This is a genomic window from Microbacterium sp. CSI-V, from assembly GCF_001984105.1.
Classification (GTDB): Bacteria; Actinomycetota; Actinomycetes; order Actinomycetales; family Microbacteriaceae; genus Microbacterium.
This window is the reverse complement of record NZ_MTQM01000008.1, coordinates 708,012-731,679: the sequence shown is the minus strand read 5'-3', so window position 1 is coordinate 731,679 and position 23,668 is coordinate 708,012. Positions and strand designations below refer to the sequence as shown.

The following is a 23,668-nucleotide window of genomic DNA, read 5'->3' as shown; positions in this document are numbered from 1 at the left end:
TCTCCTTAGACCGGACCGCCTCGCGTCGTCGCGAGGACGCCTCCATTGGACGCCCGTACCGCCCGCCGCGGGAAGCGCCGATCACTGATCCCCGCTATCGCTCTCCCCGATGCGCCCCGTCCCCCGCGCGCGTGAGTCGCCAAGATTTGTCGCCTCGGCACGCCGAGAGGCGACGAATCTTGGCGACTCACGCCTCTGAGCGGAACACCTCGGAGGCGATGCGGAACGCCGTGTTCGCGGCGGGGACGCCCGAGTAGATCGCCGACTGCAGGATGACCTCGCGGATCTCGTCGATCGTCAGGCCGTTGCGGATCGCGGCGCGCAGGTGCATCGCGAGCTCCTCGTGGTGCCCGTGCGCGATCAGCGACGACAGCACGGCGATCGAGCGCGAGCGGCGGTCGAGCCCGGGCCGCGACCAGATGTCGCCCCAGGCGACGCGCGTGATGAAGTCCTGCCAGTCGGCGGTGAGCTCGGTGGCGGCGGCGGTCGCGCGGTCGACGTGCGCGTCCGAGAGCACCTCGCGGCGCACCGCCATGCCCTGGTCGTGGCGTTCCTGGTCGGTGGCCATCAGGCGTCCTCTCGCGAGACGGTGGCGAAGAAGGAGCGGAGGACGGATGCCACGGCCTCCGGCTGCTCCGCGGGCGGCAGGTGTCCCGCGTCGTCGATGCGCACCGCACGCCCCCGCACGACACCGTCGGCGATCTCGACGGCCTTCTCCTCGGGCGCGACGGCGTCGAACTCGCCCCAGGCCGCGAGCACCGGCACCCCGATCGCACTGAGCGACGACCGCACGTCGTACGCGGCGAGCGCCTCGCAGCAGCGGGCGTAGCTCTCGTCGTCGGCGTCCTGCAGGGCGTGCAGCAGTCGTCCGCTCAGTTCCGGGCGCCGGGCCATGGACTCGGGGGCGAACCAGCGCTGCGCCGAACCGATGATGAGGCTCGAGGTGCTCTGCGTGCGCGCCTGCTCGGCCCGCGCGGTCCACGACTCCGCGTCGCCGAGCTTCGCCCCGGATGCCACGATCGCGGCGGCCCGCAGCCGTGCGCCGTGGCGCAGCGCCAGCTCGAGGCCCGTGGCCCCGCCGAGCGAGACGCCGGCGTAGAGGAACGTCTCGTCGGGGACCGTCGCGGCGACGGCGTCGGCCAGGTCGGCGACGGTGAACGGGCCGGTCGCCACGGGACCTGCGCCGTGGCCGGGGAGGTCCCACGCCGCGACGCGGTAGTCGTCGGCGAGGAGCGGCACGACGTCCTCCCACAGGATGGTCGAGGTGCCGAGCGACGGCCCCAGCACGACGAGCGGGGCGTCGGCGGGGCCGACGGGGGCGGTGAGCGCGATCATCGGGGATCCTCCGTACGGGCCAGGCGCGGCGCGAGGCCGACGTAGCCGGCCGGGTCGAGCAGCGCGTCGATGTCGAGGTCGCGGGTCTCGGGCAGCGCGCGCAGCGCCTCCCCGAGGTCGCCGTCGCCGCCGACGAGCGCCGCGAAACGGTCGGCCCCGATCAATGGGACGAGCACGCCGCGCAGCCGCTCGCTGACGATGCGGCCGCCGGTGAGCGCAAGGTTGCGGGCCACGGCATCCGTGTCCACGCGCAGATGCGCCGCGAGCGAGGACGCGTGCCAGGATGCACCCAGCACGAGGCGCAGCAGCTCTCGCAGCGTCGGCCACTCCGCGTGCCACGCGCCGTCGGGGCGCTCGTCGACCGCGAGGGCGGATGCCAGGTGCAGCGTCGCGGCCAGCTGCGGCGCACGGAGAGCGGCGGAACGGATCAGCACGGCCTCGGCCGGATTCTGCTTCTGCGGCATGGCCGAAGACCCGCCGCCCGTGCCCTCGGCGACCTCGCCGATCTCGGTGCGGCTGAGCGTCGCGACGTCGGCCGCGAACACGCCGAGCGCGTCGACCGCCTGTGCCAGCGCGTCACCCAGCTCGGTCACGGGCCAGCGCGTCACGTGCCACGGCGCGTCGGGGGCATCGAGCCCCGCGGCCTCGGCGTACGGCGCGGGCAGGGCGGCCGCGGCATCCACCGATCCCGTGATCTCCACGAACGACGCGAGGGTCCCGGCGGCCCCGCCGAGCTGCGCGGGGAAGACGAGCGCATCCAGACGCGCCAGAGACCGACGGATGCCGCGCTCCCACGCGGCCGCCCGGGCACCGACGGTCGTCGGCACGGCGTGCTGCGTGAGCGTGCGGGCCGCGGCGACGGTGTCGGCGTGCGTCTCGGCGAGGCTCCGCAGCCACTGGCCGGTGTGCGTGAGGGAGGCGATCACCTGCGCGACCGCGGCGCGCGCCACGATCATCGCCGCGGTGTCGAGGATGTCCTGGCTCGTCGCCCCGCGGTGGATCCAGGGGCGGCATTCGGCGGGCACACGGCCCTTCAGCTCGCCGACGAGCGGGATCACCGGGTTGCCGCCGGCCACCGACGCGGTCGCGAGCGCGTCCAGGTCGATCCCGAGCGAGGGCGAGCCGTACTTCTCGTCCAGGCCGAACGCGTGATCAACGGCGATCGCGACCTCGCGGGGCGCGATCCCCCGGTCGGCGTAGGCCGTCACGAGTGCGCATTCCGCGCGCACGAGCGCGTCCAGGTACGCCCGATCCGAGACGAGGCTGTCGTGACCGACGGTCGCCGGCGAGAGGAGCCCGGCGTCGAGGGGGTCAGAAGGCAAGGAAGACCGTCTCCTTCTCGCCCTGCAGCCGGATGTCGTGGTGGAGGTGTCCGTCGGGCGTACGCGTCGCCACGAGGCTAGCGCGCTCCTCCGCGTCGAGCGAGGACAGCAGCGGGTCGGCGGCGAGCGCGGTGTCGTCGCCCGGCACGTAGATCCGGGTGTGCAGCTTGTTCGGGAGCCCTCGGGCGAACACGATCGCCGCGAAGAAGGCCGCCGTGCCGCCGGGCTCGCGGGTCCAGAACTCGAAGTGCCCCTCGTCGTTCGTGAAAGCGCGACCGAAGCCGGTGAACGTGTGGTCGTCGCGGCGGAACGCGCCGCGCGCGCGGGGCACCGAGCCGTCGGCATCCGCCCCGAAGATCTCGACGAGGGCGTCGGGGATCGGGGCCCCCGCGCCGTCGTACACGGTGCCGCCGAGCACGATCGCGCCGGGCGAGTGCGGGAAGACGACCTCGTGCTGCTTCGGGAATTCCAGGCCGTACGCGAAGAACGGGCCGACCGTCTGACCGGGGGTGGCGCGATGGGTCTTGGCGGGGGTGCTCATCACTCGTCGCCCTCCTGTTCGAAGTACGTCTGATCGGGGCCGTCGACGACGATGTCGAAGCGGTAGCCGGTGGCCCACTCGGGGGAGGTGAGGGCGTGGTCGTAGACGCCGACGAGGGCGTCGCGGTCCTTCTGCCGGTGGATGCTGTTGTAGATCGGGTCGAGTGCGAACAGCGGGTCGCCGGGGAAGTACATCTGCGTCACGAGGCGCTGCGTGAACGACGTACCGAACACCGAGAAGTGGATGTGGGCGGGACGCCAGGCGTTCCGGTGGTTCTTCCACGGGTAGGGGCCGGGCTTGATCGTCGTGAAGGCGTACTCGCCCTGGTCGTTGGTGACCGCGCGGCCGGCGCCGGTGAAGTTCGGGTCGAGCGGGGCGGGGTGCTGATCGCGCTGGTGGATGTAGCGGCCGGCGGAGTTGGCCTGCCAGATCTCGATCAACTGGTTCGCGAGCGGCCGCCCCCACGAGTCGAGCAGGCGTCCGCGCACCGTCAGGCGCTCGCCGAGCGGCTCGCCGGCGTGCTGCAGCGTGAGGTCGGACTCGATCGCCGCGACGTCGCGCTGCCCGAAGGCGGGCGAGAACAGCTCGATCGTCTCGGGGTCGACGAGCTTCGGGTTCTTCGTGGGGTGGCGGAGCACGCTCGACCGGTACGCGGGGAAGTCGTAGGCGGTCGCCGGCACGTGCTCGCCCGCGGCCTCGCGGGCGTCGAGGGCGGCGTGCGCGGCCCGGATCTCGCGGGTGATCTCGTCCTGCGTCGCCTGGTCGGGGGCGGCGAGGAGCGATTCGGGTGCGGCTGCGGGGGTGCGGGTCATCGGGTCTCCTTCGACCGCTCCATGCTCCGGCACGCGCCGGTACGGGCGCCAGTGCGTTCCCGCTGAATGGGAGTCATGGCATCCTGAGTCCATGGCGAACTCCCCCTCGGGCGACTCGGTGACCGACCGCCTGGTGCGCATCCTCGAGACCTTCACCCCCACGCGCACCGCGCAGACGACGGCCGAGATCGGCCGCCGGGCCGGTCTGCCGAGCTCGTCGGCGCACCGGATCGTGAACGAACTCGTGGATGCCGGTCTCCTCGAGCGCGACGAGGAGAGACGCGTGCGGGTGGGCATGCGCCTGTGGGAGCTGGCGACCCGGTCGTCGCACGCGCTGCGCCTGCGGCAGGCGGCGCTGCCCTTCATGGAGCGCGTGCAGCAGCGCGTGCGCGAGCACACGCAGCTCGCGATCCTCGAGCAGGACGAGGCGCTGTTCCTCGAGCGGCTCAGCGCGCCGGACTCGGGGGCGAACATCACGCGCGTCGCGGGGCGGCTCCCCCTGCACGCCTCCTCGTCCGGGCTGGTGCTGCTCGCATTCGCCCCGCACGACCTGCAGGAGCGGGTGCTCCGTCAGCCGCTCGCCCCCGTCACGCCCGCGACGATCACCGACCCCACCGTCCTGCGCCGCACGCTCGCCGAGATCCGGACACTCGGCCGGGTCATCGCCCCGGGCTACGTCGACGAGGTGTCCACCGGCGTCGCGGTGCCCGTCCGCGACGAGACCGGCGCGGTCATCGCGGCGCTGTCGGTGGTGCTGCCGCGCGACGCCGAGACGCAGTTCGCCCTCGGCGAGCTGCACCGCGCCGCCCGCGACACCGAGCGCGCCCTCGGCTACCGCCGCTGACCCCGCTCGTTCGCGCGAGTCGCCAAGATTTGTCGCATCCGGCGCCCGACAAGCGACAAATCCTGGCAACTCACACGGGGGGAAGGCGGCCCGTTCATTGGGAATCGCGCAGCGATGGGGAGGCGATCCGGGGAGCATCGGGCGGGTACCCGTCGAAGGAGACGCCATGACCCCCACCGTCCGCACCCGTGTCGCGATCGTCGGCGCCGGCCCCGCGGGACTTCTGCTCTCGCACCTCCTGGATGCCGCCGGCATCCCCTCCGTCGTCATCGACCAGCGCTCGCGCGACGAGATCGAGAGCACGATCCGCGCCGGCATCCTGGAGCAGGGCACGGTCGAGCTGCTCGACACCCTCGGCGACGCGTCGCGCGTGCGCACCGTCGGACACCGCCACGACGGCATCGAGCTGCGCTTCGCCGGCGAGGGGCACCGCATCGATTTCGCCGACGCCGTGGGCCGCGCCGTCTGGCTGTACCCGCAGCACGAGGTGCTGAAGGACCTCATCGCCGCGCGCCTCGCCGCGGGGCAGGACCTGCGGTTCGGCGTCACGGCCGACAGCGTCGTGGATGCCGAGACCGGCCGCCCGCGCGTGATCGCCCGGGACGCCGACGGGCAGCCGTTCGAGATCGAGGCGGAGTTCGTCGTCGGATCCGACGGGTCGCGCAGCGTCGCCCGCGCCGCGGTGACCGGGTCGAGCACCGGCGGCTACTTCCGCGAGTACCCGTTCGCGTGGTTCGGCATCCTGTGCGAGGCGCCGCCGAGCTCGGACGAGCTGATCTACAGCAACTCCCCCGACGGCTTCGCGCTCATCAGCCAGCGATCCGCGACCGTGCAGCGGATGTACTTCCAGTGCGATCCCGACACCGACACCGCCGCGTACTCCGAAGCGCAGCTGTGGGACGAGCTGCAGAAGCGCGTGCCCGGCACGACGCTGACGGAGGGGCCGATCTTCCAGCGCGATGTGCTGCGCTTCCGCAGCTTCGTCGCCCACGAACTGCTCCGCGGTCGGGTCGCGCTCGTCGGCGACGCGGCCCACACCGTCCCGCCCACGGGCGCGAAGGGCATGAACCTCGCGGTCGCCGACGTGCGCCTGCTCGCCGAGGCCCTGCGCGCGCTGCTCCTCGAGGGCGACGACCGCGCGCTGCTGACGTACCCCGAGCGGGCGCTGCGTCGCATCTGGAAGGCGCAGCACTTCTCGTGGTGGATGACGAGCCTGCTCCACGTGGCCCCGGATGCCACCGACTTCGACCGCCGCCGCCAGCTCGGCGAGCTGCGCTCGGTGGTGGAGTCGGAGCACGGCCGCGCGTACCTGGCCGAGGCCTACACGGGCTGGCCGTTGGGCGCGTGAGTCGCCAAGATCTGTCGCCTCGGCTCGCCGAGAAGCGACAAATCTTGGCGACTCACGCGAACGGGCTACTCCTTCGAGAACGGGGAGGGCACCACCGGCACCGTGCCGGTGTAGCCCTCGCGCTCCTCGGCGAGCTCGGCGATGCGCTTGCGGCACGCGAACCAGCCGATCGCGATGCAGATGCTCGCCCCCAGCGCGACGAGCGCCGTCGCGGGCGAGTCCACGAACACCAGCACGAGCACGATCGCCAGGAACGCCAGGGTCAGGTACCCCGTGTAGGGAGCCCAGAACAGCCGGAACTTCGGACGCACCAGCTCACCGCGGTCGGTGAGGCGCTTGAACTTCATCTGGCAGAGCATGATGGTCGCCCAGGTGACGAGGATGCCGACGGCGGCGACGTTCAGGACGGTCTCGAACGCATCGCTCGGGGCGACGAAGTTGATGACGACTCCGAAGAGCGCGACGAACGCCGTGATCGCGATGCCGCCGTACGGCACGCCCGCCTTGTTCATGCGCGCGGCGAACCTCGGAGCGGAACCGGCCACCGCCATCGACCGGAGGATGCGGCCGGTGGAGTACAGCCCCGCGTTCAGCGACGACAGCGCCGCGGTCAGCACCACGAGGTTCATGATCACGTCGACGCCGGGCACGCCGATCGAGGCGAAGAACGTCACGAACGGGCTCTCGTCCTTCGAGTACGCGGTGAAGGGCAGCAGGAGCGACAGCAGCAGCACCGAGCCGACGTAGAACACCGCGACGCGGATGATGACCGAGTTGATCGCGCGCGGCATGACCTTCTCGGGGTTCTTCGTCTCGCCCGCGGCCGTGCCGATCAGCTCGATCGAGGCGTAGGCGAACACGACGCCCTGCATGAGGATGATCGCGGGCAGGATGCCGTTGGGGAAGAAGCCGCCGTTGTCGGCGATGAGCGAGAACCCGACGGGCGCTCCGGTGGGTGTGCCGAAGACGACGAAGTAGATGCCCACCAGCAGGAAAGCCACGAGGGCCGTGACCTTGATGAGGGCGAACCAGAACTCCAGTTCGCCGAACACCTTCACCGACACGAGGTTGACTGCGAGCACGGTGACGAGGGCGGCGAGCGCCCACACCCACTGCGGGACGGCGCCGATCCACGGCACGTACTTGCCGAAGAAGTTCATGTAGAGCGCTGCCGCGGTGATGTCGACCATCGTCGTCGTGGCCCAGTTGATCCAGTAGAACCAGCCCGACACGAACGCGGCCTTCTCGCCGAAGAACTCCCGCGCGTACGAGACGAACGAGCCCGACGTGGGGCGGTGCAGCACGAGCTCCCCGAGCGCGCGGAGGATGAAGAACGCGAAGAGCCCGCACACGGCGTACGAGATCACGATCGCCGGACCCGCCTGCGCGAGGCGCCCTCCGGCGCCGAGGAACAGGCCGGTGCCGATCGCGCCGCCGATGGCGATCATCTGCACCTGACGCGAACTCAGGCGCTTGTGGTACCCCTCGTCCTCGAGGTGCACGGTCGAGGTGGTGGTCGGCTCGGCAGCGCCGCCGGAGCCCGCGGGAGTGGTGTCAGTCACCCGTCCATCATCGGCACCACGGCCCGCTCCGAGGCGAAGCGCGCCGTGCGTTCTCAGAGCCAGTGCTTGCGTTTGAAGGTCAGCCACAGGCCGAAGGACGTCGCCGCCATCAGCGCCAGAGCCATCGGGTAGCCCAGAGTCCAGTCGAGTTCGGGCATGTTCTTGAAGTTCATGCCGTAGATCGCGCCCACCAGTGACGGCCCGAACAGGATCGCCGCCCAGCCGGAGATCTTCTTGACCTGCTCGTTCTGCTCGAGCGACGTCTCGGTCTGCCGGTGCGTGACGAGCGTGGCGTTGACGGTGAGGGCGTTGTCGAGGATCGCGCGGAGGGAGGCCAGCTTGTCGCACTGCCGCAGGACGTGGTCGAGCACGTCGCGGAGCGAGCGCTGCAGCTCGATCTCCACCCCGTACTTGTCGGCCCCTCGCAGCAGCGCCTCCAACATGTCGCGCAGCGGTTCGGTCGCCCGCTGGAAGTGGATCACCTCGCGCGCGAGTTCGTAGATGCGCTGCGTCAGCTCGGCGTCGCCCCCACCGAAGAGCTGGTCCTCGATCTCGTCGACGTCGTTCTGCAGCCCCGCCGCGACGGGGTCGTACTGGTCGACCACCTCGTCGAGGATCGCGTACAGCACGGCTTCGGGGCCGCGCGCGAGCAGCTCCGGCTGACCCTCGAGGCGCCGACGCACCCGCGCGAGGTCGGGCACCTCCGCCTGCCGCACCGTGACGACGTAGTCGGAGCCGACGAAGACGTGCAGTTCTCCGAAGTGGACCGTCTCGGTCGCGTCGTCGTAGCGCGCGGGCCGCAGCACGGCGAACAGGTTGTCGCCGTAGCGCTCGAGCTTCGACCGCTGATGCCCGGCGAGGGCGTCCTCGACCGCGAGCGGGTGCAACGAGAACTCCGCGGCCACGCGCTCGAGCTCGTCGGAGGACGGGCGCAGCAGGCCGATCCACGCCATGCCGCCGTGGGCCTCCATGTACTCGAACGTCTGGTCAAGGCTCGACGGGTTCTCGATGCGGTGACCGTCGACGTACACGGCGCTGTCGATGATGGGCATGAGTACGTTCTACCCCCCGAAGATGGACATCGGATGCCGCTGGCGCGGGGCGCCGGGACGTGGCATCCGTCCTCAGCCGACGGGTTCGATCGCGGGTCGCCGGGAGGCAGCGGTCACCGCACCGATGCTCGCCGCGATGACCAGCGCGATACCGGCGATCTCGAGCCACGACAGGTGCTGTCCGAGAAGGAGGAAGCCGGCGATGGACGCGGTCGCCGGACCGAGGCTCATCATGATCGCGAAGGCGGATGCCGGGAGGCGGCGCAACGCGATGAGTTCGAGCGCGTACGGCACCGTCGACGACAGCAGGGCGACCGCCGCGCCCAGCGCCAGGATGCCGGGCTGGAGGAGCGCGGAACCGGCCTGCAGGACACCGAAGGGCAGCGCGATCACGGCGCCGACGGTCATCGCGAGCGCGAGGCCGTCCAACCGCGGGAACTCCCGCCCCACGCGCGCGGAGGCGAGGATGTACAGCGCCCAGCTCACGGCCGCCGCGAGGGCGAACACCACGCCGAGGGCATCGAGCCGGTCCCATCCGCCCGCCCCGAGCGCCCCCACGCCCGCGAGGGCGAGACCGGCCCACAGCCAGCGGGCGAGTCCGGACGCCGTGAGGATCGACAGCGTCAGCGGACCGAGCACCTCGATCGTCACGGTGACGCCCAGTGGAAGCCGCTCCAGCGCGAGGTAGAACAGCCCGTTCATGGATGCCAGCACCACACCGAACCACACGACCGAACGCCACGCGCCCGCCGTGTGGCCGCGCAGCCGCGGCCGGGCGATGGCGAGCAGCAGCAGGGCCGAGAACACCAGGCGCAGCATGACGATGCCCAGCGGCCCGGTCGCCGGGAAGAGCATGACCGCGAACGAGGCGCCGACCTCCTGGCACGCGAGCCCGACGAGGACCAGGGCGGCCGCGGACCCCCGACCCGAGCGCGCGGTCATCGTGCGACCACCCGGGCGGTCACTGCGCGGGAGGGCAGATGGCGATGGTGCTGAGGTTGTTGCGCATCTGCTCCGCCGTCCACGGCAGACCGGCCTCGGGGACCGAGCGGCCGTCGGCGGCGGGCGCCTTCGACGCGATCGCCGCGAGCTCCCACGCGAGCCACGCACCGGCGTTCTCGTTCGCTCCGGAGTTGTTCAGCACCACGGCGACCGACATGCCGGTCGACGGGTCGGCGAACGCGCCCACGATGTAGCCGGGGACGGAGCCGAACTGCCCGATGAGCGAACCGGCCTGGTAGGCGGCGCCCGTGGCGGTGTACCAGGTGGGGGCATCGCCGCTGGCGGGCAGCGGGGAGGCGAAGCGGGTGTTGTCCGGGGGCAGCAGCGCGCCGGTCGCGAGGGCCTGCGCGTACCGGCCGAGGTCGGTGATGTCGGTCACGACGCCCGAGTCGCCGGCCCCGAGACTCGCCGAGGTCACGGTGTAGTCGCCGGGGTCGGTGCAGTTCCATGCGCCGTCGGCATTGGGCCGCGACCAGTACCCGTTGAGCGGATCGGCCGACGGTGCCGCGGCGGCGGGGCCCGGGAGCGAGGTGGCGTCGAGTCCGAGCGGGCGTGCCACGCGCTCGGCGATGAGGTCGGAGAGCGTCTCTCCCGTGGCGCGTTCGACGGCCATGCCCGCGAGGAGGTAGTTCGTGTCGGCGTTCGCGTACGCCGCGCCCGGCGCGTTCTGCCGGGGACTGGCGATGCCGTACGCCATGAGCTCGCGGACGTTCCAGACGCGGTCGGGGTTGGTCAGCACCTGGTTCGAGAGGTACGACTGGTACCCGCCGAGGCCCGACGTGCCGTTGCACAGCTGACCGAGCGTGATGTCGTCGAATCCCGGGAGGCCGCTGACCCAGTCGGTCACGGGGTCATCGAGCGAGAACGTGCCGTCGGCGGCGAGCTCGTAGACGATGTCGCAGGTCATCGCGCGCGTCACGTCCGCGGCGCGGAAGCCCATATCGGCGGTGACCTCGGCCCCGCCCGGACCCTGCGTCCCCAGGCCCGAGACCCACGAGCCGCTCCAGGGCGCCCAGACACCGACGATTGCGCCGGTCGAACCGGTGATCGCCATCGCCGAGGTCACGGCATCCCGAAGCTGGGAGACCGTGTCGTCGGGCAGCGCGCCCTGCGCCTGCTCGGGAACGTCGATGGATGCCGTCGCCTCCGGCGTGCACCCCGTCAGGGTGACGGCGATGATGCTGGCTCCCGCGACCACGACGGCCACTGATCGGCGCCAACCCCGCATGTCCACCCCCGGATGATTCCGCGCACGACGAATCGCGCGCTCGAAGAATTCAAACACACGCTGAACACACGCAGCGCCGGGGTGCACGGTCGCGGAGTCACGGCTCGATCACGGTTGCGGATGCAGACGGCATCCATGGACGTTCGGGGTTAGGTTCGCCTAACCCGTTGCGTATGATGTCGGCATGAACGCCGTCGCCTCGTTCACCGCCGCCCTGCGGGAACGATCGAGCGCTGCACACGCCCCGTCCGAGCTCGCGGACTTCATGGCCAATCTCATCACCGGCGCGGGGACCCGCGAGGACTACATCGCCCACGTCTCGCAGCAGTGGTTCATCTACGCCGCACTCGAGGCCGGCGCGGATCTGCTGCGCGACGACCCGGTCGCCTCGGTGTTCCTCAGCGACAAGCTCACGCGTCTGCCCGCGATCGAGGCCGACCTGGCGTTCCTCGTCGGTGCCGACTGGCGCGAACGCATCGCTCCCCTCCCGACGACACAGGCCTATGTGTCGCGTATCCGCCGTCTCGCGGCGCGCTGGCCCGGCGGCTTCGTCGCCCACCATTACACGCGCTATCTCGGCGACCTCTCGGGCGGCCGGTCCATCGGCCGCGCTCTGCAGCGCCGGTTCGGCTTCGAGACCAACGGCATCGGCCTCTATCTCTTCGCCGAGATCGCCGACCCCACGGCGTTCAAGCGCGTCTACCGGGAACAACTGGATGCCGCCCCGTGGGACGACGACGAGAAGGAGCGCGTCATCGACGAGGTGCTCGTCGCCTACCGCTTCACGACCGAACTGTGCGCCGACCTCGCGCGGGCGAAGGCGTCGCACGTCGCCTGAGCCGGGCGCTCAGGCCTGCGCCGCCTGCTGGCGGCCGAGCCAGGCCTGCTTCATGAACCGCCGGACGTCCTCATCGACGCGGATGTCGCTCGGGCGGAGCGGACGCGAGAGGTAGAGGCCGTCGAGCGAGGTGAGTCGGCTCAGCGCGACGTAGGTCTGCCCGGGGGCGAACGCCCCTGCTCCGAGGTCGACGACCGCGCGGTCGTACGTCTTGCCCTGCGACTTGTGGATCGTCACCGCCCACGCCAGCCGGAGCGGGAACTGCGTGAACTCGGCGACGATCTCGCGCGAGAGGTTCTTCGTGCCGGGATCGTAGGCGTAGCGGTAGCGCTCCCAGACGGCGGGCTCGACGTCGTGCTCGACACCGTCGACCTCGACCCGCACGCTGTCGCCGGCGATACGGGTGACCGTGCCGATCGTGCCGTTGACCCACCGCGGCCCCTCGCCGAACTGGGCCGAGTCGTTGCGCAGGAACATCACCTGCGCGCCGATCTTGAGCGTCAACGCGAGCTCGGCCGGGTAGTTCGCCTCGCCCCGCCCGAAGTCGCCCGAGATCTCGGCGTTCGCCGTCTGCGTGCGACCGACGAGCTCTTCGAGGTGTCGGCGGTTGATCTCGTTGACGCGGTCGTTGCGGGTCGCCAGCGTGATGATCGGGTGCTCGCCGTCGGCGGGGTGCGGCGGCGTGCGGGCACCGGCGGAGTTGAGGATGCCGGCCATGTCGGCCGTGACGCGTCCGTACCGCACGGCGTTCAGCAGCGACTTGAAGCCCGGGTCGGACTGCCGGTGGATCTCGACCAGCTCGTTCACGTGCAGGTCGGCGCCGTGACGGCCGATGTCGATGAGTCCGTCGCCCGAGGTCTCGCCGGACCAGACCTTCGCGTCGAAGAACCAGAACGAGCGGTAGTGATCGCGAATGTAGCGCGCCTCGTCACCGCGCGGCGGCACCGGTGCGAGCTGGTACGGGTCGCCGAACATCACGATCTGCGTCCCGCCGAACGGCTCGGCGCGGCGACCGCGGGCCTGACGGAGCGAGCGGTCGATGGCATCCATCAGATCGGCGTTCACCATCGAGATCTCGTCGATGACGAGGGTGTCGATCGCGTTGAGGAGCTTGCGGGTCGCATCGTTCTGGTCGATGTCACCGTTCGCGATGAGCCCGATCGGCAGCCGGAACAGCGAGTGGATCGTCTGCCCCTCGACGTTCAACGCGGCCACGCCCGTCGGCGCGCACACGGCGATCTGCTTCTTCGTGTTGTACGCCAGGTGCTGCAGGAGCGTCGACTTGCCCGTGCCCGCGCGGCCGGTGACGAACACGTGCTCGCGCGTGTCCTCGATCAGCCGGAACAGCGCCTGCTGCTCGGTCGAGAGAGGGGGCGTGGTCACCGGTTCATGCTAGTTCGCGCGGGATGCCGCGGGCGGGAGCGCTGTGGACGGCCGGCGCCTTCATTCCGGTGGCTCGGTGTGGCTGACGAGCCAGCGCGCCTGTCCCACGAGGACGTCCTCGACGTGGCTACGGAAGCGGGGGCACTGGGTGATGTCGTGCGCTCGGCAGCGCAGGGCGTGCTCGGTCATCGCCCGCGCCTGCGCGATGTCGGCGGCGCGGCGGTCGAGTTCGGCCACGTGCTCCTCCAGCACGCGGTGCCGGTCGGGGGCACCCTCGTCCAGCAGCACGCGAATCTGGTCGAGCGACATCCCCGCCGCCTTGTTGCGGAGGATCACCGCGATCCGCACCAGGTCCGCGTCGCCGAAGAGGCGCCTCCCCGCCGGGTTCCGCGCCGGGTGCAGCAACCCGGAGTCCTCCCAGTGCCGCAGCACGTGCGTCTCGAGCCCGAACCGTACGGCTGCGTCGCCGATCGTCTCGCCATTTGACTTCATGTCGACATGAAGTCACACGATGATCGCGAACGCAAACGGAAGGAGCCCGTCATGTACGAGGCCATCATCATCGGCGCTGGACCCGCCGGCCTGCAGGCCGCCCTCACCCTCGGGCGCATGCACCGACGCACGCTGCTCCTGGACTCGGGCGAGTATCGCAACGCCACCGTCGATCACGCGCACAACCTCCTGGGCAACGACGGCGTCGCGCCCGCGGATCTGCGCGCGCGGGGCCGCGAGGAGCTCGCCGCTTACGCGACGGTCGAGATCCGGGACACCGCCGTCTCCTCGGTCGCGGCAGATCCCGACGGTGTGCGGGTGGACGTGGACGGCGAGATCCTTCGCGCCGAGTATCTCGTCCTCGCCACGGGCCTCGCCGACGACCTCCCTCCGATCCCCGGACTCGCGGAGCACTGGGGCCGCCGGGTCGCGAACTGCCCGTTCTGTCACGGTCACGAATTCGCGGGGCGCCCGGTCGCCGTGCTGAACGCCTCGCCGCACGCCGCGAAACTACGGGGAATGCTCGAGCCCGTGGCATCCGAGGTCGTCGTGCTCGACCCGGCGCGCGTGCTCCGGGTGGACGGGGCCGACGAGGGACTGCACCTCACCCTGGAGGACGGCTCGACTCTCGAGGTCGCCGGGGCGTTCGTCGCCCCCGTGTCCCGGCAACGCGCGCCCTTCGCGGAGCAGCTCGGCGTCGCGTTCCAGGAATCCGGCGCGGTGCGGGTCGATCCCTTCGGCCGCACGAGCGTCGAACGCATCCTCGCCGCCGGCGACATGGCCCACGCCGACCACTTCCCCGGTTCCATGGCCACGCTCGCGGCGGCGATCGCCGCGGGGCAGCTGGCGGCCGTGGCGATCGTGCAGGAGCTCGCCGCGCCGCGCTGAGGCGTCCCCGACCGCCATATTCCGCTCCCGTGCAGGTCGCCTTCTTAGACTGGGTGCGTGCACGCGACGGACGGGGGCCCGGCAGCGCCTACGGGTGCTGCCCCGTCGCGCCCGCGCCGGCTCGCGCGCGACCTCACGATCCTCGGTGTCGTGGGCGTGCTGCTGATCGCCGCGCTGGGGGCGGGGGCGGCGGCGGCCTATCGCGAGCTCTACAGCCCGCGCGCGTTCGTGCTGCACTATCTCGAGCTGCTCCAGGACCGTCGCGCGGCCGAAGCCCTCGCCGTCCCGGGCGTCGCGGTCGACTCGACGGAGCTCCAGAGCGCGGGGCTTCCCGCCACGGCATCCGACGCGCTCCTCCGCACGGACGCCCTGCAGACGATCACCTCCGCTCACGTCACCGCCGAGACCGTCGTCGACGACGTCATCCGTGTGACGGTCGAGTACCGCGCGGGCTCCTACGAGGGTCGGACGACCTTCGCGATCCGCCAGGACGGGTGGATCGGCGTCGTCCCGCGGTGGCGGTTCGCCGTGAGCCCCCTCGCCGTCGTCGATCTCACCGTGCGCGGATCGATGCGCTTCTCGGTCAACGGATTCGAGATCGACAAACGCCAGGTCTCCGTCGACGGGGTGGATGCCGACGCCTCGGCGGCCGTGCCGCTGCTGGTGTTCTCGCCCGGGCTGTACTCGGTAGCCGTCGACACGCCGATCTCGGCGACCCCGGGCGTCGCGATCCTCGCCGACTCCCCCCTCACCGGGGTACCGGTCGACGTGCAGGCCGAGCCCACCGACGAGTTCGTCTCCGTCGTGCAGCAACGGGTCGAGGACTTCCTCACCGGCTGCGCCGAGCAGAAGGTGCTGCAGCCCACGGGCTGCCCGTTCGGTTTCACGGTCCGCAACCGCATCGACGACGCGCCGACCTGGTCGATCATCGACCAGCCGACGGTCTCGGTCGTCCCCGACGGGGCCGGCTGGCGGATCCCCTCGGCCGAGGCCACGGCCCACATCGAGGTCGACATCCGCTCGATCTTCGACGGATCCGTCCGCACCGTGGAAGAGGACGTGCCTTTCACCGTCGACGGTCAGATCTCCGTGCAGCCGGACGGCTCGGCATCCATCTCGATCGGCGGAAGCCTGGACTGACCGGACCCGGTCTCAGCGGCCCTTCGCCGCCGTGCGCTCCGCGGCGCGCGCATCGCGTGCGGCGAGCCGCTGCAATTCGGCGTTGTACTCGTCGAGCTCGGCGTCGCCCACCCGGTCGACGTGGCGGTCGCGGCGGCGCTGCTGCCGCTCGTCGCTGCGGCTCCACTGGATCGCGACCGTGATCGCGAGGATCAGCGTCGGGATCTCGCCGACGCTCCACGCCACACCGCCACCCGTGTACTGGTCCTGCAGCGGGGTGTCGCCCCACGTCCGGCCCATCGATCCGAACCACTCGGCGGCCATGAGGCCGGAGTTCATCATGATCGCGATGCCGAAGAACGCGTGCATCGCCATGACGGCGATGAGGATCAGGAGCCGCCCCGGATAGGGGAGCCGGTAGGGCACCGGGTCGATGCCGATGAGGCTCAGCACGAACAGGTACCCGGTGATGAGGAAGTGCGCGACCATCCAGATGTGGCCGACGTGGTCGTACAGCGACCAGCGGAACAGGTCGGTGTAGTAGAACGCCCACAGCGACACGATGAAGAGCCCCGCCGCCACGAACGGGTTCGTGAGGACCTTGGCGACGGGGTTGTGCACCGCCCACAGGATCCACTCGCGGCCGCCGCGCGAGCCGTCGTCGCGCTTGCGGATCGCGCGCGCCGCGAGGGTGACGGGAGCACCCGCGACCAGGAGGAGCGGGATCGCCATCGACAGCAGCATGTGCTCGATCATGTGCACGCTGAACAGGTAGTCCTGGTACACGTTCAGCGGGCCCGAGGTGACCCAGAAGATCGACAGCATGCCGAGCGACCACAGGATCGTGCGGTAGATCGGCCAGGAGTCGCCGCGACGGCGGAGGCGCCAGACCCCCGCGAGGTAGAAGAACAGCCCGAAACCGGCGACGAACGCCCACAGCAGGTCGATGTCCCACGCGGTGAACCACTGATCGATCGTGAACTCCGGCGGGAGCGGCGAGCCGGTCAGCACCTCGGCGGGGGTCGTGCCGATGAGGGGCAGGTCGGCGGCGGGCGGCGGCGTGCGGGCGAGCGCGACGGCGACACCGCTGGCGACACCCATGAACACCAGCTCGAGCAGGACGACGCCCCAGAAGCGGCGCGATCCCTCTTCTTCGCCCATGCGGGCGATCAGGCGACGGCGGTACCACGCGCCGAGGATGCCCATCGCCACGAGCGCCGTGACCTTGATCAGGACCAGGATGCCGTACGGCGACAGCAGGTTCTGCCACCCGACGAGGCCGATCGAGGCGCGCACCGTGCCCGAGACGGCCACGACGAGGAACGCGACCAGGGCGATCGAGGAGTACCGGAACAGCGTCGTCTGGAGCTCCGACCGGCTCATCGCGGGCCGCACGACGACGAGGAGGACGAGGCCGCCCAGCCAGACCGCCGCGGCGAGGATGTGGAGGACCAGGGAGGTGACCGCGGCGGTGTGGCTCGCCTCCGTCCCCGCGTGGCCCTGCGTGCCCATGGGGATCAGCGAGGCGAGCGCGAGGATCGCGACCAGGAGCGTCGGGATCCACGTGCGCACCGCGAACGTCAGCACCGTGAGGACCGCACCGGCGATCGTCGTGATGAGCCACGCCGGGCCCACCTCGGTCTCGACGAGGAAGCGTCCGAGCTGCTGGCCGAAGAGCGGATCGAGGGTCGGGGTCGCGTTGATGACGTTGAGGAACGTGAGGAAGCCCGTGGCGGCGGCCGACACGGTGAACACGGCCGCACCGATGGATGCCGTGTCCAGTGCGATCTCGAACGGCCGCTCCCCCGCGGGCAAGGCGAACAGAGCCAGCACGAGCGCGCCGACCATGGTCGCCGCCGAGAGGTTGACGACGAGCGTCGCGATCGGCAGACCCCACCGCACGGCCGGGCCGGGGTCGGCCAGGAGCGTCGGCGCAGCACCCCCGCCGTAGGCGAGACCTGCGACGACACAGATCACCGAGACCACGACGAGGATGACGGGTCCGGCCACGCGCAGGGCTCGGGGATTCACCCCCCAAGCCTACGTCGCGCGGGAACACAAGAGGGGGGATGCCACTGGCATCCCCCCTCTCGACAGGTCTCGTCGTCTTACTTGACGGCAGCCTTCAGCTTCGAGCCGGCGGTGACCTTGACGCGCTTGCCCGCGGGGATCGAGATCTCCTCGCCCGTCTGGGGGTTGCGGCCGGTGCGGGCCGACGTGGCGACCTGCTCGAACGCGATCCAGCCGGGGATCGAGACCTTGCTGCCCTTGGCGACCGCCTCGGAGACGGTGGAGAAGAGGGAGTCGAGCACGCTCGACACGGCGGACTGGCTCTGTCCGGTCGCGCTGGCGATGCTCGCGACGAGCTCGGTCTTGGTGATGGACTTGTCGGCCATGTGGTTTGTCCTCCAGGCGACGGTCGAGTCGCCTCTCGTTACATCGGACGAGGAGAGATTCCCCTCGGTGGTCGGGAGACCGCCTCGACAGTATCAACCGAACCGCGGAATTACGCGGATTTTGACGCATTTCGCCCGCGGGAGGGCGGCGTGTCGCACTTCGGGTGGGGCGCGAGTGACGCGAGGGACGCCCCGGAGGTCGCCCGCGGTGGAAACGACGAAGGGCGGGAGCCCCTCTCGGGACCCCCGCCCTCCGCGGTGGTTCTGGTGCTTACCAGGACGACTTGGTCACACCGGGCAGCTCGCCACGGTGGGCCATGTCGCGGAAGCGGACGCGCGAGACGCCGAACTTCGTGAGGACGCCACGGGGGCGGCCGTCGATGACGTCGCGGCTGCGCACGCGCGCGGGCGACGCGTTGCGGGGGAGCTTCTGCAGACCCACGCGGGCGGCCTCGCGGGCCTCGTCGGTCGCGTTGGGGTCGACCAGGGTCTTCTTCAGCTCGGCGCGCTTCGCGGCGTAGCGCTCGACGACGACCTTGCGCTGCTCGTTGCGCGCGATCTTGCTCTTCTTAGCCATGTGCTTAGCGCTCCTCTCGGAAGTCGACGTGCTTGCGGACCACGGGGTCGTACTTCTTGAGCACGATGCGGTCGGGGTTGTTGCGGCGGTTCTTGCGCGTCACGTAGGTGTACCCCGTGCCGGCGGTCGAACGCAGCTTGATGATCGGACGGACGTCCTGAGCCTTCTTCGCCATTACAGCTTCACGCCCTTCGCCTGCAGGTCACGGACGACGGCCTCGATACCGCGCGCGTCGATGACCTTGATGCCCTTCGCCGAAACGTTGAGCTTGATGTTGCGACCCAGCGACGGAACGAAGTAGGTCTTCTTCTGCACGTTCGGGTCGAAGCGGCGCTTCGTCCGGCGGTGCGAGTGCGAGATGTTGTGACCGAAGCCGGGAACCGCTCCAGTCACCTGGCACACTGCTGCCATGGTGATGTCTCCTTCTGTACCGTGACACCGGACGGTGCCACCCAAGATCCCTTGTCTGCACCCCGCTCCGGGCACAGCACGAGGCCGGGATCGGAAGGAGGGGTACGTACTGCGTGCTGGAGTGCGCGCAGACAAGCGTTCAGTCTAGCACGCCCGGCGTGTCGCCTTGACGGGCCGCAACCTCCGCCGCCCCACGCCCCCACCGGAACGGCGACACCGTCGGGTCGCCGTCGATCCAGAACCGCCAGGGGAAGGCATCCGTCCCCGCGATGCCCGCGACGCCCACCCGAGGTCCGGTCGTCGCCGCGGACGGCTCGGCGGGCAGGAGCAGCCGCGCCCGGGCACCCGCCCGTTCGGCACCCGTGACGGCGTCGATCCCGTCGTGGAGCGGATGCCGCAGGCCCACGGCATCCCCCAGGCGCCCGGGACCGCGCGCGAGGTCGCGGGCCGTGCGGACGACGCCCCCGCGCTCCCGCCGCCGACGCTCGGCCACCGCGGCGCCCTCGATCACCTCGCCGGCGCGCAGCAGCACACCGCCCGCCACCCCCTCGGGCCCGCAGACCACGTTGACGCACGAATGGATGCCGTGGCTCAGGTACACGTAGAGGTGCCCGGGCTCGCCCCACATCGTGGCGTTGCGCGCGGTCGGGCCGCTGCGCGCGTGCGAGCCCGGGTCGGGGCGATCGCCTGTGCCGAGCCCGTGGTAAGCCTCGACCTCGCTGATGCGCAGCAGCACGGTCTCGCCGCCGACGACGGTCTCGAGGTGGGCGCCGAGCAGCGACGGCGCGACCTCGACCGGCAGCCCCGCGAGGTCGTCGCGCGTGGCGGGTCGCGTCATCCGGGCGGCACCTGGCACCACGACAGGTCGAACCCCTGCAGAGCGGCGACCTCCTGGCCGGAGTCGATCTCGACGAGGTGGGTCTGCAGGCGCCCGGGCAGCGGCAGCTGGTAGCGGTCGAAGGGGTTGTCGACCGCCTTCGGCGCCACCAGCACCGCGGCGTAGCGTCCGCTCGGCGACACGCACGTCTGCAGCACCGTGTCGGTGCCGGGCACCTCGAGCAGCGCGCGGACGGTGCCGTCGGTGTCGACGTGGCCGATCGTGGTGGCGCGGTACGCACCGTCCGAGCCGATGTCGGCGAACGACCGGATCGTCCCCGCGCCCGCCCCCGGGACCGGCGTCGCACGCCCCGGCATCCCGGGCGGGTCCACGGGGGCGACGAGCGCCTGCTCGGATCCGTCGGTCAGGTCGATCTCGCGGATGCCCTCGAGCCGCTCGACGATCGCCACCGACGAGCCGCGCGCGATGCCGTCGATCGACAGGGCGCTGCCGAGCGGCGCGGCGTTGCCGCCCTGCGCGTCGGTGAGGAGGAGCCGTGAATCGAACGTCAGCACGAGCATGCTGTCGGTGTCGGGCACGAACCTCCAGTCGGCCACGCGGACGTCGCCGCCGTTGAGACCGATCTCCACCGGGGGCGCGTCGTCGGCGGCCGACGCCGTGAACAGCTTGCTCTCGCGCCCTCCGGTGGTGCCGAGGGTGGCATCCGAGAAGGTGAACCCGACGCGCTCGCCCCGGTCGGCCGACTGCAGGTTGGAGACGAAGCCGGGTCCCGGCAGGGCGATGTCGCGGGCGTTCTGCCCGTCGAGGTCGGTCACGATGACCCGCGCGCTGTCGCCCTCGCGCACCGAGACGACGAGGTGGTTCGCGGTCGCACGGAAGTCCTCGATGTGCTCGTGCGTGAACACCGGCAGCCCCGCGTCGCCGTGCAGGTCGGTGCGGAAGATCGTGTCGCCGTCGGCGGTGCCGCGCTGCAGGAGGAACGCCGACAGCGGCGGGGTGCGGAACGTCTCGCTGAGCGTCGACGCGGGTCCGGCTCCCAGGCCCTTCACCCCGTTCACGGTGACGGTGTAGTCGGAGTCGTCGCGCAGCGGGAGCGTGAACCGGATGCCGACGCTCCGGCCGGACGTGTCGACGGTGAACGGCGTCGCCGGCTCGATCTGGACCTGCGAGGCGTCGATCTTCTCGAGTGACTGGGTCGTGGTGAGGATGACCCGGGCACCGGATGCCGCGACGGCGGCGGCGGGATCGACCTGCACGTCCGTGACCCGCGGACCCTGGGCGACGGAGACGATGCCGCCGACACCGCCGACGAGGACGAGCGCCCCCAGCACCGCCGCGAAGGCGAGGAGGAACCCGCGGCCGCGACGCTTGCGCGCGCGGGCGCGGCGGGAGTCAGTACTCATACGGGTCCGCCGGCTCGTCGATCGCCGCGACCTGGTCGGCGCGCACCTCGAGGGCGCCGTCGCCGGTGGAGCGCACCGTCCCGGTCACCGTCACCCACTGCCCCGTCGACGGGGCCGTTCCCGCGGCGGTGATCGGCAGCCGCGCCGTCTGCGCGTCGATCACGCAGTGCGTGATGACGAGCCGCGTGAGGTCGAAGGTCGCCCCGTCCTGCCCGGGGGTGATGAACCCGGTGAGGGTGACGGGCTTCCCGTCGAAGGTCTCGGGGTTGGTCGCGTGGGCGAAGATCGCCGACCAGTCGCCGATGCCGAACTGCGAGGTGTCGCCCGACGCGGCGAGGGTCACGACGTCGGAGCCGACGAAGAGCGGCGGAGCGCCGACGTCGCGCGAGACGGCGAGCTCGGCCGACAGCGACGCCGGCGGGGTGAGGAGGACGGCCACGACCGCTCCCGACGCGAGGAGGCCGCCGCTGAACGCGGCGAGGCCCGCGACGGTGAGTCGGGGCCGCGCGGCGAGGTGGTCGTGGGCGGCGACGTCGTGCTCGTCCGGCGCATCGCCGTGGTCGTGGTCGGCGTGCGCGAACGCCTCGCGGCGTGCGAGAGCGGGTGCCGCGGAGTGCCCGTGCTCGTGATCGTGGCCGTGGTCGGCCTCGGCCCCGAGGGGGAGCGCGAACGTCGCGATCGCCCCCACGACGGCCACGACCGCCATCCCCACGGCGAACCACGCCGAGTCGGGGTTCACGTACAGCGAGATCCGTCCCGTGAGCCACAGCGCGATCGTGGTGACCGCGAGACACGAGGTCAGCCCGACACCGAGCCACCGAGTGGCCAGAGCACCCGTTCTAGACAAGGAGATTCACCACCGTTCCCAGGGCGAAGGCCGACAGCACCACGATCGCGGTCAACCCGACGAGGACGCGCGTGGTGAAGGTCGTGCGCAGGAGTGCGTACATCTTCAGATCGACGACGGGACCGACGACGAGGAAGGCGACGATCGACCCCGGCGTGAACGTCGAGGCGAAGGACAGCGCGAAGAAGGCGTCGACGTTGGAGCACAGCGACACCACGACGGCCAGCACCATCATCGCCGCGATCGACAGCGCGGGATCGGAGCCGATGGTCAGCAGCGCGCTGCGCGGGATCAGCACCTGCACGGCCCCCGCGACCATCGAGCCGATGATGAGCGCCGGCATGACCGAGCGCAGCTCGACGACGAACTGCGCGAGCGACCGGCGACCGCGACCGCCGCGCTCCTGGACGACGATCTCGCACGTCTCGAGGAAGCGCTCGGTGAGGAGCTTGTCGGGATCGGGATGCCGGCTGTAGAGCCACCCGATGAGGTTCGCGATGAGGAAGCCGCCGACGAGACGGGCCACCAGGATGCCGTCGCTGAAGCCGAACGCGGCGTGCGTGCTGATGATGACGATCGGGTTGACGATCGGCGCGGCCACGAGGAAGGTCAGCGTGTCCGAGACCCGGAATCCGCGCATGAGGAGCCCACGCGCGAACGGGACGTTGCCGCACTCGCACACCGGGATGAGCATGCCGAGCAGCGACAGCACCGCCCGGCGCGCCCACGGTGCCCGTGGCATCCACCGCTCGATCGCCCCCGGCGGCACCCACACCTGCACGATGATCGACAGCAGCACGCCCAGCACGACGAACGGCAGCGACTCGATCAGGACGCTGAGCGCGAGGGTCAGACCGTCCTGCGCGCGGGTGGGGAGCGAGGCGGCGAAGAAGGTGGGCGCGAACGCGTCGATGAGGAAGAGCGCGGCGATGACCGCGACGCCCACGCCGAGGCCGACGAGGGTGCGCGCGACGCCGGAACGCGGGGGTGCCGACGCGACGGAGCGACTAGTCGTCGCCACGCTCACGGGCGCGCGCGAGGGCGCAGTCGGCGCAGACACCGAAGATGTCGACCACGTGCTCGGCCTGCGAGAAGCCGTGCTGGGCGGCGGTGCGCTGCGCCCACTCCTCGACCGCGTCGGCCTCGATCTCGACGGCGACACCGCATGAACGGCAGATCAGGTGGTGGTGGTGGCCGCGGGTCTCGCACGCGCGGAACAGGTTCTCGCCCTCGGGGCTCTGCAGGGAGTCGGCGTCGCCCTGCGCGGCGAGCCCCGCGAGCGCGCGATACACGGTGGCCAGGCCGATGCCGGTGTTCTCGTCGCGCAGGGTGGCGTGCAGCGACTGCGCGCTGACGAAGCCGCCGGCGCCGGCGAGAGCTTCGCGTACGCGCTCTCGCTGCCACGTGTTGCGCTGGACCATGCCGCCGAG

Annotated in this window: 26 protein-coding genes; 5 read left to right on the top strand and 21 right to left on the bottom strand. The window is 71.3% G+C overall.

The genetic code is table 11. The features are described 5' to 3' along the window. Positions 1 to 187: 187 nt before the first annotated feature. The 5 genes from pcaC to pcaH are packed head-to-tail and all read right to left on the bottom strand — an operon-like array spanning position 188 to position 4,010. Positions 188 to 568, bottom strand: coding sequence for a 4-carboxymuconolactone decarboxylase (gene pcaC, locus CSIV_RS09925; protein ID WP_077051195.1), 381 nt, complete (start codon positions 566 to 568; stop codon positions 188 to 190). Further along, positions 568 to 1,335 (bottom strand): alpha/beta fold hydrolase, encoded by a 768-nt coding sequence (locus tag CSIV_RS09920; RefSeq protein ID WP_077051194.1) that lies wholly within the window; start codon positions 1,333 to 1,335, stop codon positions 568 to 570. Before CSIV_RS09920 ends, pcaC begins: the two co-directional genes overlap by 1 nt. After that, a complete protein-coding gene (locus CSIV_RS09915) occupies positions 1,332 to 2,657 on the bottom strand; it encodes a lyase family protein (protein WP_077051193.1) in 1,326 nt (441 codons plus the stop codon). Before CSIV_RS09915 ends, CSIV_RS09920 begins: the two co-directional genes overlap by 4 nt. Beyond that, positions 2,647 to 3,198, bottom strand: a complete 552-nt coding sequence (gene pcaG / locus CSIV_RS09910; RefSeq protein WP_077051192.1) for a protocatechuate 3,4-dioxygenase subunit alpha — start codon at positions 3,196 to 3,198, stop codon at positions 2,647 to 2,649. Before pcaG ends, CSIV_RS09915 begins: the two co-directional genes overlap by 11 nt. Next, positions 3,198 to 4,010 (bottom strand): protocatechuate 3,4-dioxygenase subunit beta, encoded by an 813-nt coding sequence (gene pcaH / locus CSIV_RS09905; RefSeq protein WP_077051191.1) that lies wholly within the window; start codon positions 4,008 to 4,010, stop codon positions 3,198 to 3,200. Before pcaH ends, pcaG begins: the two co-directional genes overlap by 1 nt. Before the next feature lie 91 nt (positions 4,011 to 4,101). Between pcaH and CSIV_RS09900 the strand changes: the two genes are divergently transcribed. Both CSIV_RS09900 and CSIV_RS09895 read left to right on the top strand, forming a co-directional pair. After that, positions 4,102 to 4,854 carry an IclR family transcriptional regulator gene (locus CSIV_RS09900; RefSeq protein WP_077051190.1) on the top strand — a complete coding sequence of 251 codons (753 nt, stop codon included), beginning with the start codon at positions 4,102 to 4,104 and terminating at the stop codon, positions 4,852 to 4,854. A gap of 166 nt (positions 4,855 to 5,020) precedes the next feature. Next, the gene (locus CSIV_RS09895) at positions 5,021 to 6,202 is read left to right on the top strand and encodes a 4-hydroxybenzoate 3-monooxygenase (protein WP_077051189.1); all 1,182 of its coding nucleotides are present in this window, start codon (positions 5,021 to 5,023) and stop codon (positions 6,200 to 6,202) included. A gap of 65 nt (positions 6,203 to 6,267) precedes the next feature. Here the strand turns inward: CSIV_RS09895 and CSIV_RS09890 are convergent, their stop codons facing one another. From CSIV_RS09890 to CSIV_RS09875, 4 genes are all read right to left on the bottom strand, one after another. Next, positions 6,268 to 7,704 carry an amino acid permease gene (locus tag CSIV_RS09890; protein WP_442922950.1) on the bottom strand — a complete coding sequence of 479 codons (1,437 nt, stop codon included), beginning with the start codon at positions 7,702 to 7,704 and terminating at the stop codon, positions 6,268 to 6,270. 113 nt (positions 7,705 to 7,817) lie between these two features. After that, the gene (corA, locus tag CSIV_RS09885) at positions 7,818 to 8,816 is read right to left on the bottom strand and encodes a magnesium/cobalt transporter CorA (RefSeq protein ID WP_077051187.1); all 999 of its coding nucleotides are present in this window, start codon (positions 8,814 to 8,816) and stop codon (positions 7,818 to 7,820) included. A 72-nt stretch (positions 8,817 to 8,888) separates the two neighbouring features. Then, positions 8,889 to 9,758 (bottom strand): EamA family transporter, encoded by an 870-nt coding sequence (locus CSIV_RS09880; protein ID WP_077051186.1) that lies wholly within the window; start codon positions 9,756 to 9,758, stop codon positions 8,889 to 8,891. A 19-nt stretch (positions 9,759 to 9,777) separates the two neighbouring features. Further along, complete coding sequence (locus CSIV_RS09875) at positions 9,778 to 11,046, bottom strand: serine hydrolase domain-containing protein (RefSeq protein WP_077051409.1); 1,269 nt, start codon at positions 11,044 to 11,046, stop codon at positions 9,778 to 9,780. Between the two features lie 184 nt (positions 11,047 to 11,230). Between CSIV_RS09875 and CSIV_RS09870 the strand changes: the two genes are divergently transcribed. Then, a complete protein-coding gene (locus CSIV_RS09870) occupies positions 11,231 to 11,884 on the top strand; it encodes a biliverdin-producing heme oxygenase (RefSeq protein ID WP_077051185.1) in 654 nt (217 codons plus the stop codon). A gap of 9 nt (positions 11,885 to 11,893) precedes the next feature. Here the strand turns inward: CSIV_RS09870 and CSIV_RS09865 are convergent, their stop codons facing one another. Both CSIV_RS09865 and CSIV_RS09860 read right to left on the bottom strand, forming a co-directional pair. Beyond that, the gene (locus CSIV_RS09865) at positions 11,894 to 13,267 is read right to left on the bottom strand and encodes an ATP-dependent DNA helicase (RefSeq protein ID WP_077051184.1); all 1,374 of its coding nucleotides are present in this window, start codon (positions 13,265 to 13,267) and stop codon (positions 11,894 to 11,896) included. 60 nt (positions 13,268 to 13,327) lie between these two features. Next, on the bottom strand, positions 13,328 to 13,759 hold the full coding sequence (locus CSIV_RS09860) for a MerR family transcriptional regulator (protein WP_077051183.1): 432 nt from the start codon (positions 13,757 to 13,759) through the stop codon (positions 13,328 to 13,330). A gap of 51 nt (positions 13,760 to 13,810) precedes the next feature. Between CSIV_RS09860 and CSIV_RS09855 the strand changes: the two genes are divergently transcribed. Together CSIV_RS09855 and CSIV_RS09850 are read left to right on the top strand one after the other, a co-directional pair. Then, the gene (locus CSIV_RS09855) at positions 13,811 to 14,647 is read left to right on the top strand and encodes an NAD(P)/FAD-dependent oxidoreductase (RefSeq protein WP_077051182.1); all 837 of its coding nucleotides are present in this window, start codon (positions 13,811 to 13,813) and stop codon (positions 14,645 to 14,647) included. 57 nt (positions 14,648 to 14,704) lie between these two features. After that, complete coding sequence (locus CSIV_RS09850) at positions 14,705 to 15,787, top strand: hypothetical protein (protein WP_077051181.1); 1,083 nt, start codon at positions 14,705 to 14,707, stop codon at positions 15,785 to 15,787. Between the two features lie 12 nt (positions 15,788 to 15,799). Here the strand turns inward: CSIV_RS09850 and CSIV_RS09845 are convergent, their stop codons facing one another. The 10 genes from CSIV_RS09845 to CSIV_RS09800 form a co-directional block, all read right to left on the bottom strand. Further along, positions 15,800 to 17,797 (bottom strand): cytochrome c oxidase assembly protein, encoded by a 1,998-nt coding sequence (locus CSIV_RS09845; protein WP_077051180.1) that lies wholly within the window; start codon positions 17,795 to 17,797, stop codon positions 15,800 to 15,802. Positions 17,798 to 17,874: 77 nt separating this feature from the next. After that, on the bottom strand, positions 17,875 to 18,162 hold the full coding sequence (locus tag CSIV_RS09840) for an HU family DNA-binding protein (RefSeq protein WP_022878194.1): 288 nt from the start codon (positions 18,160 to 18,162) through the stop codon (positions 17,875 to 17,877). A gap of 271 nt (positions 18,163 to 18,433) precedes the next feature. After that, positions 18,434 to 18,739, bottom strand: coding sequence for a 30S ribosomal protein S14 (gene rpsN / locus CSIV_RS09835; RefSeq protein ID WP_022878196.1), 306 nt, complete (start codon positions 18,737 to 18,739; stop codon positions 18,434 to 18,436). Positions 18,740 to 18,743: 4 nt separating this feature from the next. Continuing rightward, a complete protein-coding gene (gene rpmG / locus CSIV_RS09830) occupies positions 18,744 to 18,914 on the bottom strand; it encodes a 50S ribosomal protein L33 (protein ID WP_013584775.1) in 171 nt (56 codons plus the stop codon). Continuing rightward, positions 18,914 to 19,150 (bottom strand): 50S ribosomal protein L28, encoded by a 237-nt coding sequence (rpmB, locus tag CSIV_RS09825; RefSeq protein WP_013584774.1) that lies wholly within the window; start codon positions 19,148 to 19,150, stop codon positions 18,914 to 18,916. Before rpmB ends, rpmG begins: the two co-directional genes overlap by 1 nt. Positions 19,151 to 19,289: 139 nt before the next feature. Continuing rightward, positions 19,290 to 19,988: a DNA-3-methyladenine glycosylase gene (locus tag CSIV_RS09820; RefSeq protein WP_077051179.1), complete on the bottom strand. Its 699-nt coding sequence runs from the start codon at positions 19,986 to 19,988 to the stop codon at positions 19,290 to 19,292. After that, positions 19,985 to 21,391 carry a hypothetical protein gene (locus CSIV_RS09815; protein ID WP_077051178.1) on the bottom strand — a complete coding sequence of 469 codons (1,407 nt, stop codon included), beginning with the start codon at positions 21,389 to 21,391 and terminating at the stop codon, positions 19,985 to 19,987. The genes CSIV_RS09820 and CSIV_RS09815 overlap by 4 nt, the downstream gene beginning before the upstream one ends. Next, entirely contained in the window at positions 21,381 to 22,238 is an 858-nt protein-coding gene (locus CSIV_RS09810) for a TIGR03943 family putative permease subunit (protein WP_083735093.1), read from the bottom strand. The genes CSIV_RS09815 and CSIV_RS09810 overlap by 11 nt, the downstream gene beginning before the upstream one ends. Beyond that, complete coding sequence (locus CSIV_RS09805; RefSeq protein WP_077051177.1) at positions 22,231 to 23,265, bottom strand: permease; 1,035 nt, start codon at positions 23,263 to 23,265, stop codon at positions 22,231 to 22,233. The genes CSIV_RS09810 and CSIV_RS09805 overlap by 8 nt, the downstream gene beginning before the upstream one ends. Next, positions 23,246 to 23,659 (bottom strand): Fur family transcriptional regulator, encoded by a 414-nt coding sequence (locus CSIV_RS09800; RefSeq protein WP_077051176.1) that lies wholly within the window; start codon positions 23,657 to 23,659, stop codon positions 23,246 to 23,248. Before CSIV_RS09800 ends, CSIV_RS09805 begins: the two co-directional genes overlap by 20 nt. Positions 23,660 to 23,668: the final 9 nt, after the last annotated feature.

Coding starts and splice junctions, on each gene's coding strand:
- pcaC (WP_077051195.1), bottom strand. CDS start 568: ATGGCCACCGACCAGGAACGCCACGACCAGGGCATGGCGGTGCGCCGC.
- CSIV_RS09920 (WP_077051194.1), bottom strand. CDS start 1,335: ATGATCGCGCTCACCGCCCCCGTCGGCCCCGCCGACGCCCCGCTCGTC.
- pcaG (WP_077051192.1), bottom strand. CDS start 3,198: ATGAGCACCCCCGCCAAGACCCATCGCGCCACCCCCGGTCAGACGGTC.
- pcaH (WP_077051191.1), bottom strand. CDS start 4,010: ATGACCCGCACCCCCGCAGCCGCACCCGAATCGCTCCTCGCCGCCCCC.
- CSIV_RS09900 (WP_077051190.1), top strand. CDS start 4,102: ATGGCGAACTCCCCCTCGGGCGACTCGGTGACCGACCGCCTGGTGCGC.
- CSIV_RS09895 (WP_077051189.1), top strand. CDS start 5,021: ATGACCCCCACCGTCCGCACCCGTGTCGCGATCGTCGGCGCCGGCCCC.
- corA (WP_077051187.1), bottom strand. CDS start 8,816: ATGCCCATCATCGACAGCGCCGTGTACGTCGACGGTCACCGCATCGAG.
- CSIV_RS09880 (WP_077051186.1), bottom strand. CDS start 9,758: ATGACCGCGCGCTCGGGTCGGGGGTCCGCGGCCGCCCTGGTCCTCGTC.
- CSIV_RS09875 (WP_077051409.1), bottom strand. CDS start 11,046: ATGCGGGGTTGGCGCCGATCAGTGGCCGTCGTGGTCGCGGGAGCCAGC.
- CSIV_RS09870 (WP_077051185.1), top strand. CDS start 11,231: ATGAACGCCGTCGCCTCGTTCACCGCCGCCCTGCGGGAACGATCGAGC.
- CSIV_RS09860 (WP_077051183.1), bottom strand. CDS start 13,759: ATGAAGTCAAATGGCGAGACGATCGGCGACGCAGCCGTACGGTTCGGG.
- CSIV_RS09855 (WP_077051182.1), top strand. CDS start 13,811: ATGTACGAGGCCATCATCATCGGCGCTGGACCCGCCGGCCTGCAGGCC.
- CSIV_RS09840 (WP_022878194.1), bottom strand. CDS start 18,162: ATGGCCGACAAGTCCATCACCAAGACCGAGCTCGTCGCGAGCATCGCC.
- rpsN (WP_022878196.1), bottom strand. CDS start 18,739: ATGGCTAAGAAGAGCAAGATCGCGCGCAACGAGCAGCGCAAGGTCGTC.
- rpmG (WP_013584775.1), bottom strand. CDS start 18,914: ATGGCGAAGAAGGCTCAGGACGTCCGTCCGATCATCAAGCTGCGTTCG.
- rpmB (WP_013584774.1), bottom strand. CDS start 19,150: ATGGCAGCAGTGTGCCAGGTGACTGGAGCGGTTCCCGGCTTCGGTCAC.
- CSIV_RS09820 (WP_077051179.1), bottom strand. CDS start 19,988: ATGACGCGACCCGCCACGCGCGACGACCTCGCGGGGCTGCCGGTCGAG.
- CSIV_RS09815 (WP_077051178.1), bottom strand. CDS start 21,391: ATGAGTACTGACTCCCGCCGCGCCCGCGCGCGCAAGCGTCGCGGCCGC.
- CSIV_RS09800 (WP_077051176.1), bottom strand. CDS start 23,659: ATGGTCCAGCGCAACACGTGGCAGCGAGAGCGCGTACGCGAAGCTCTC.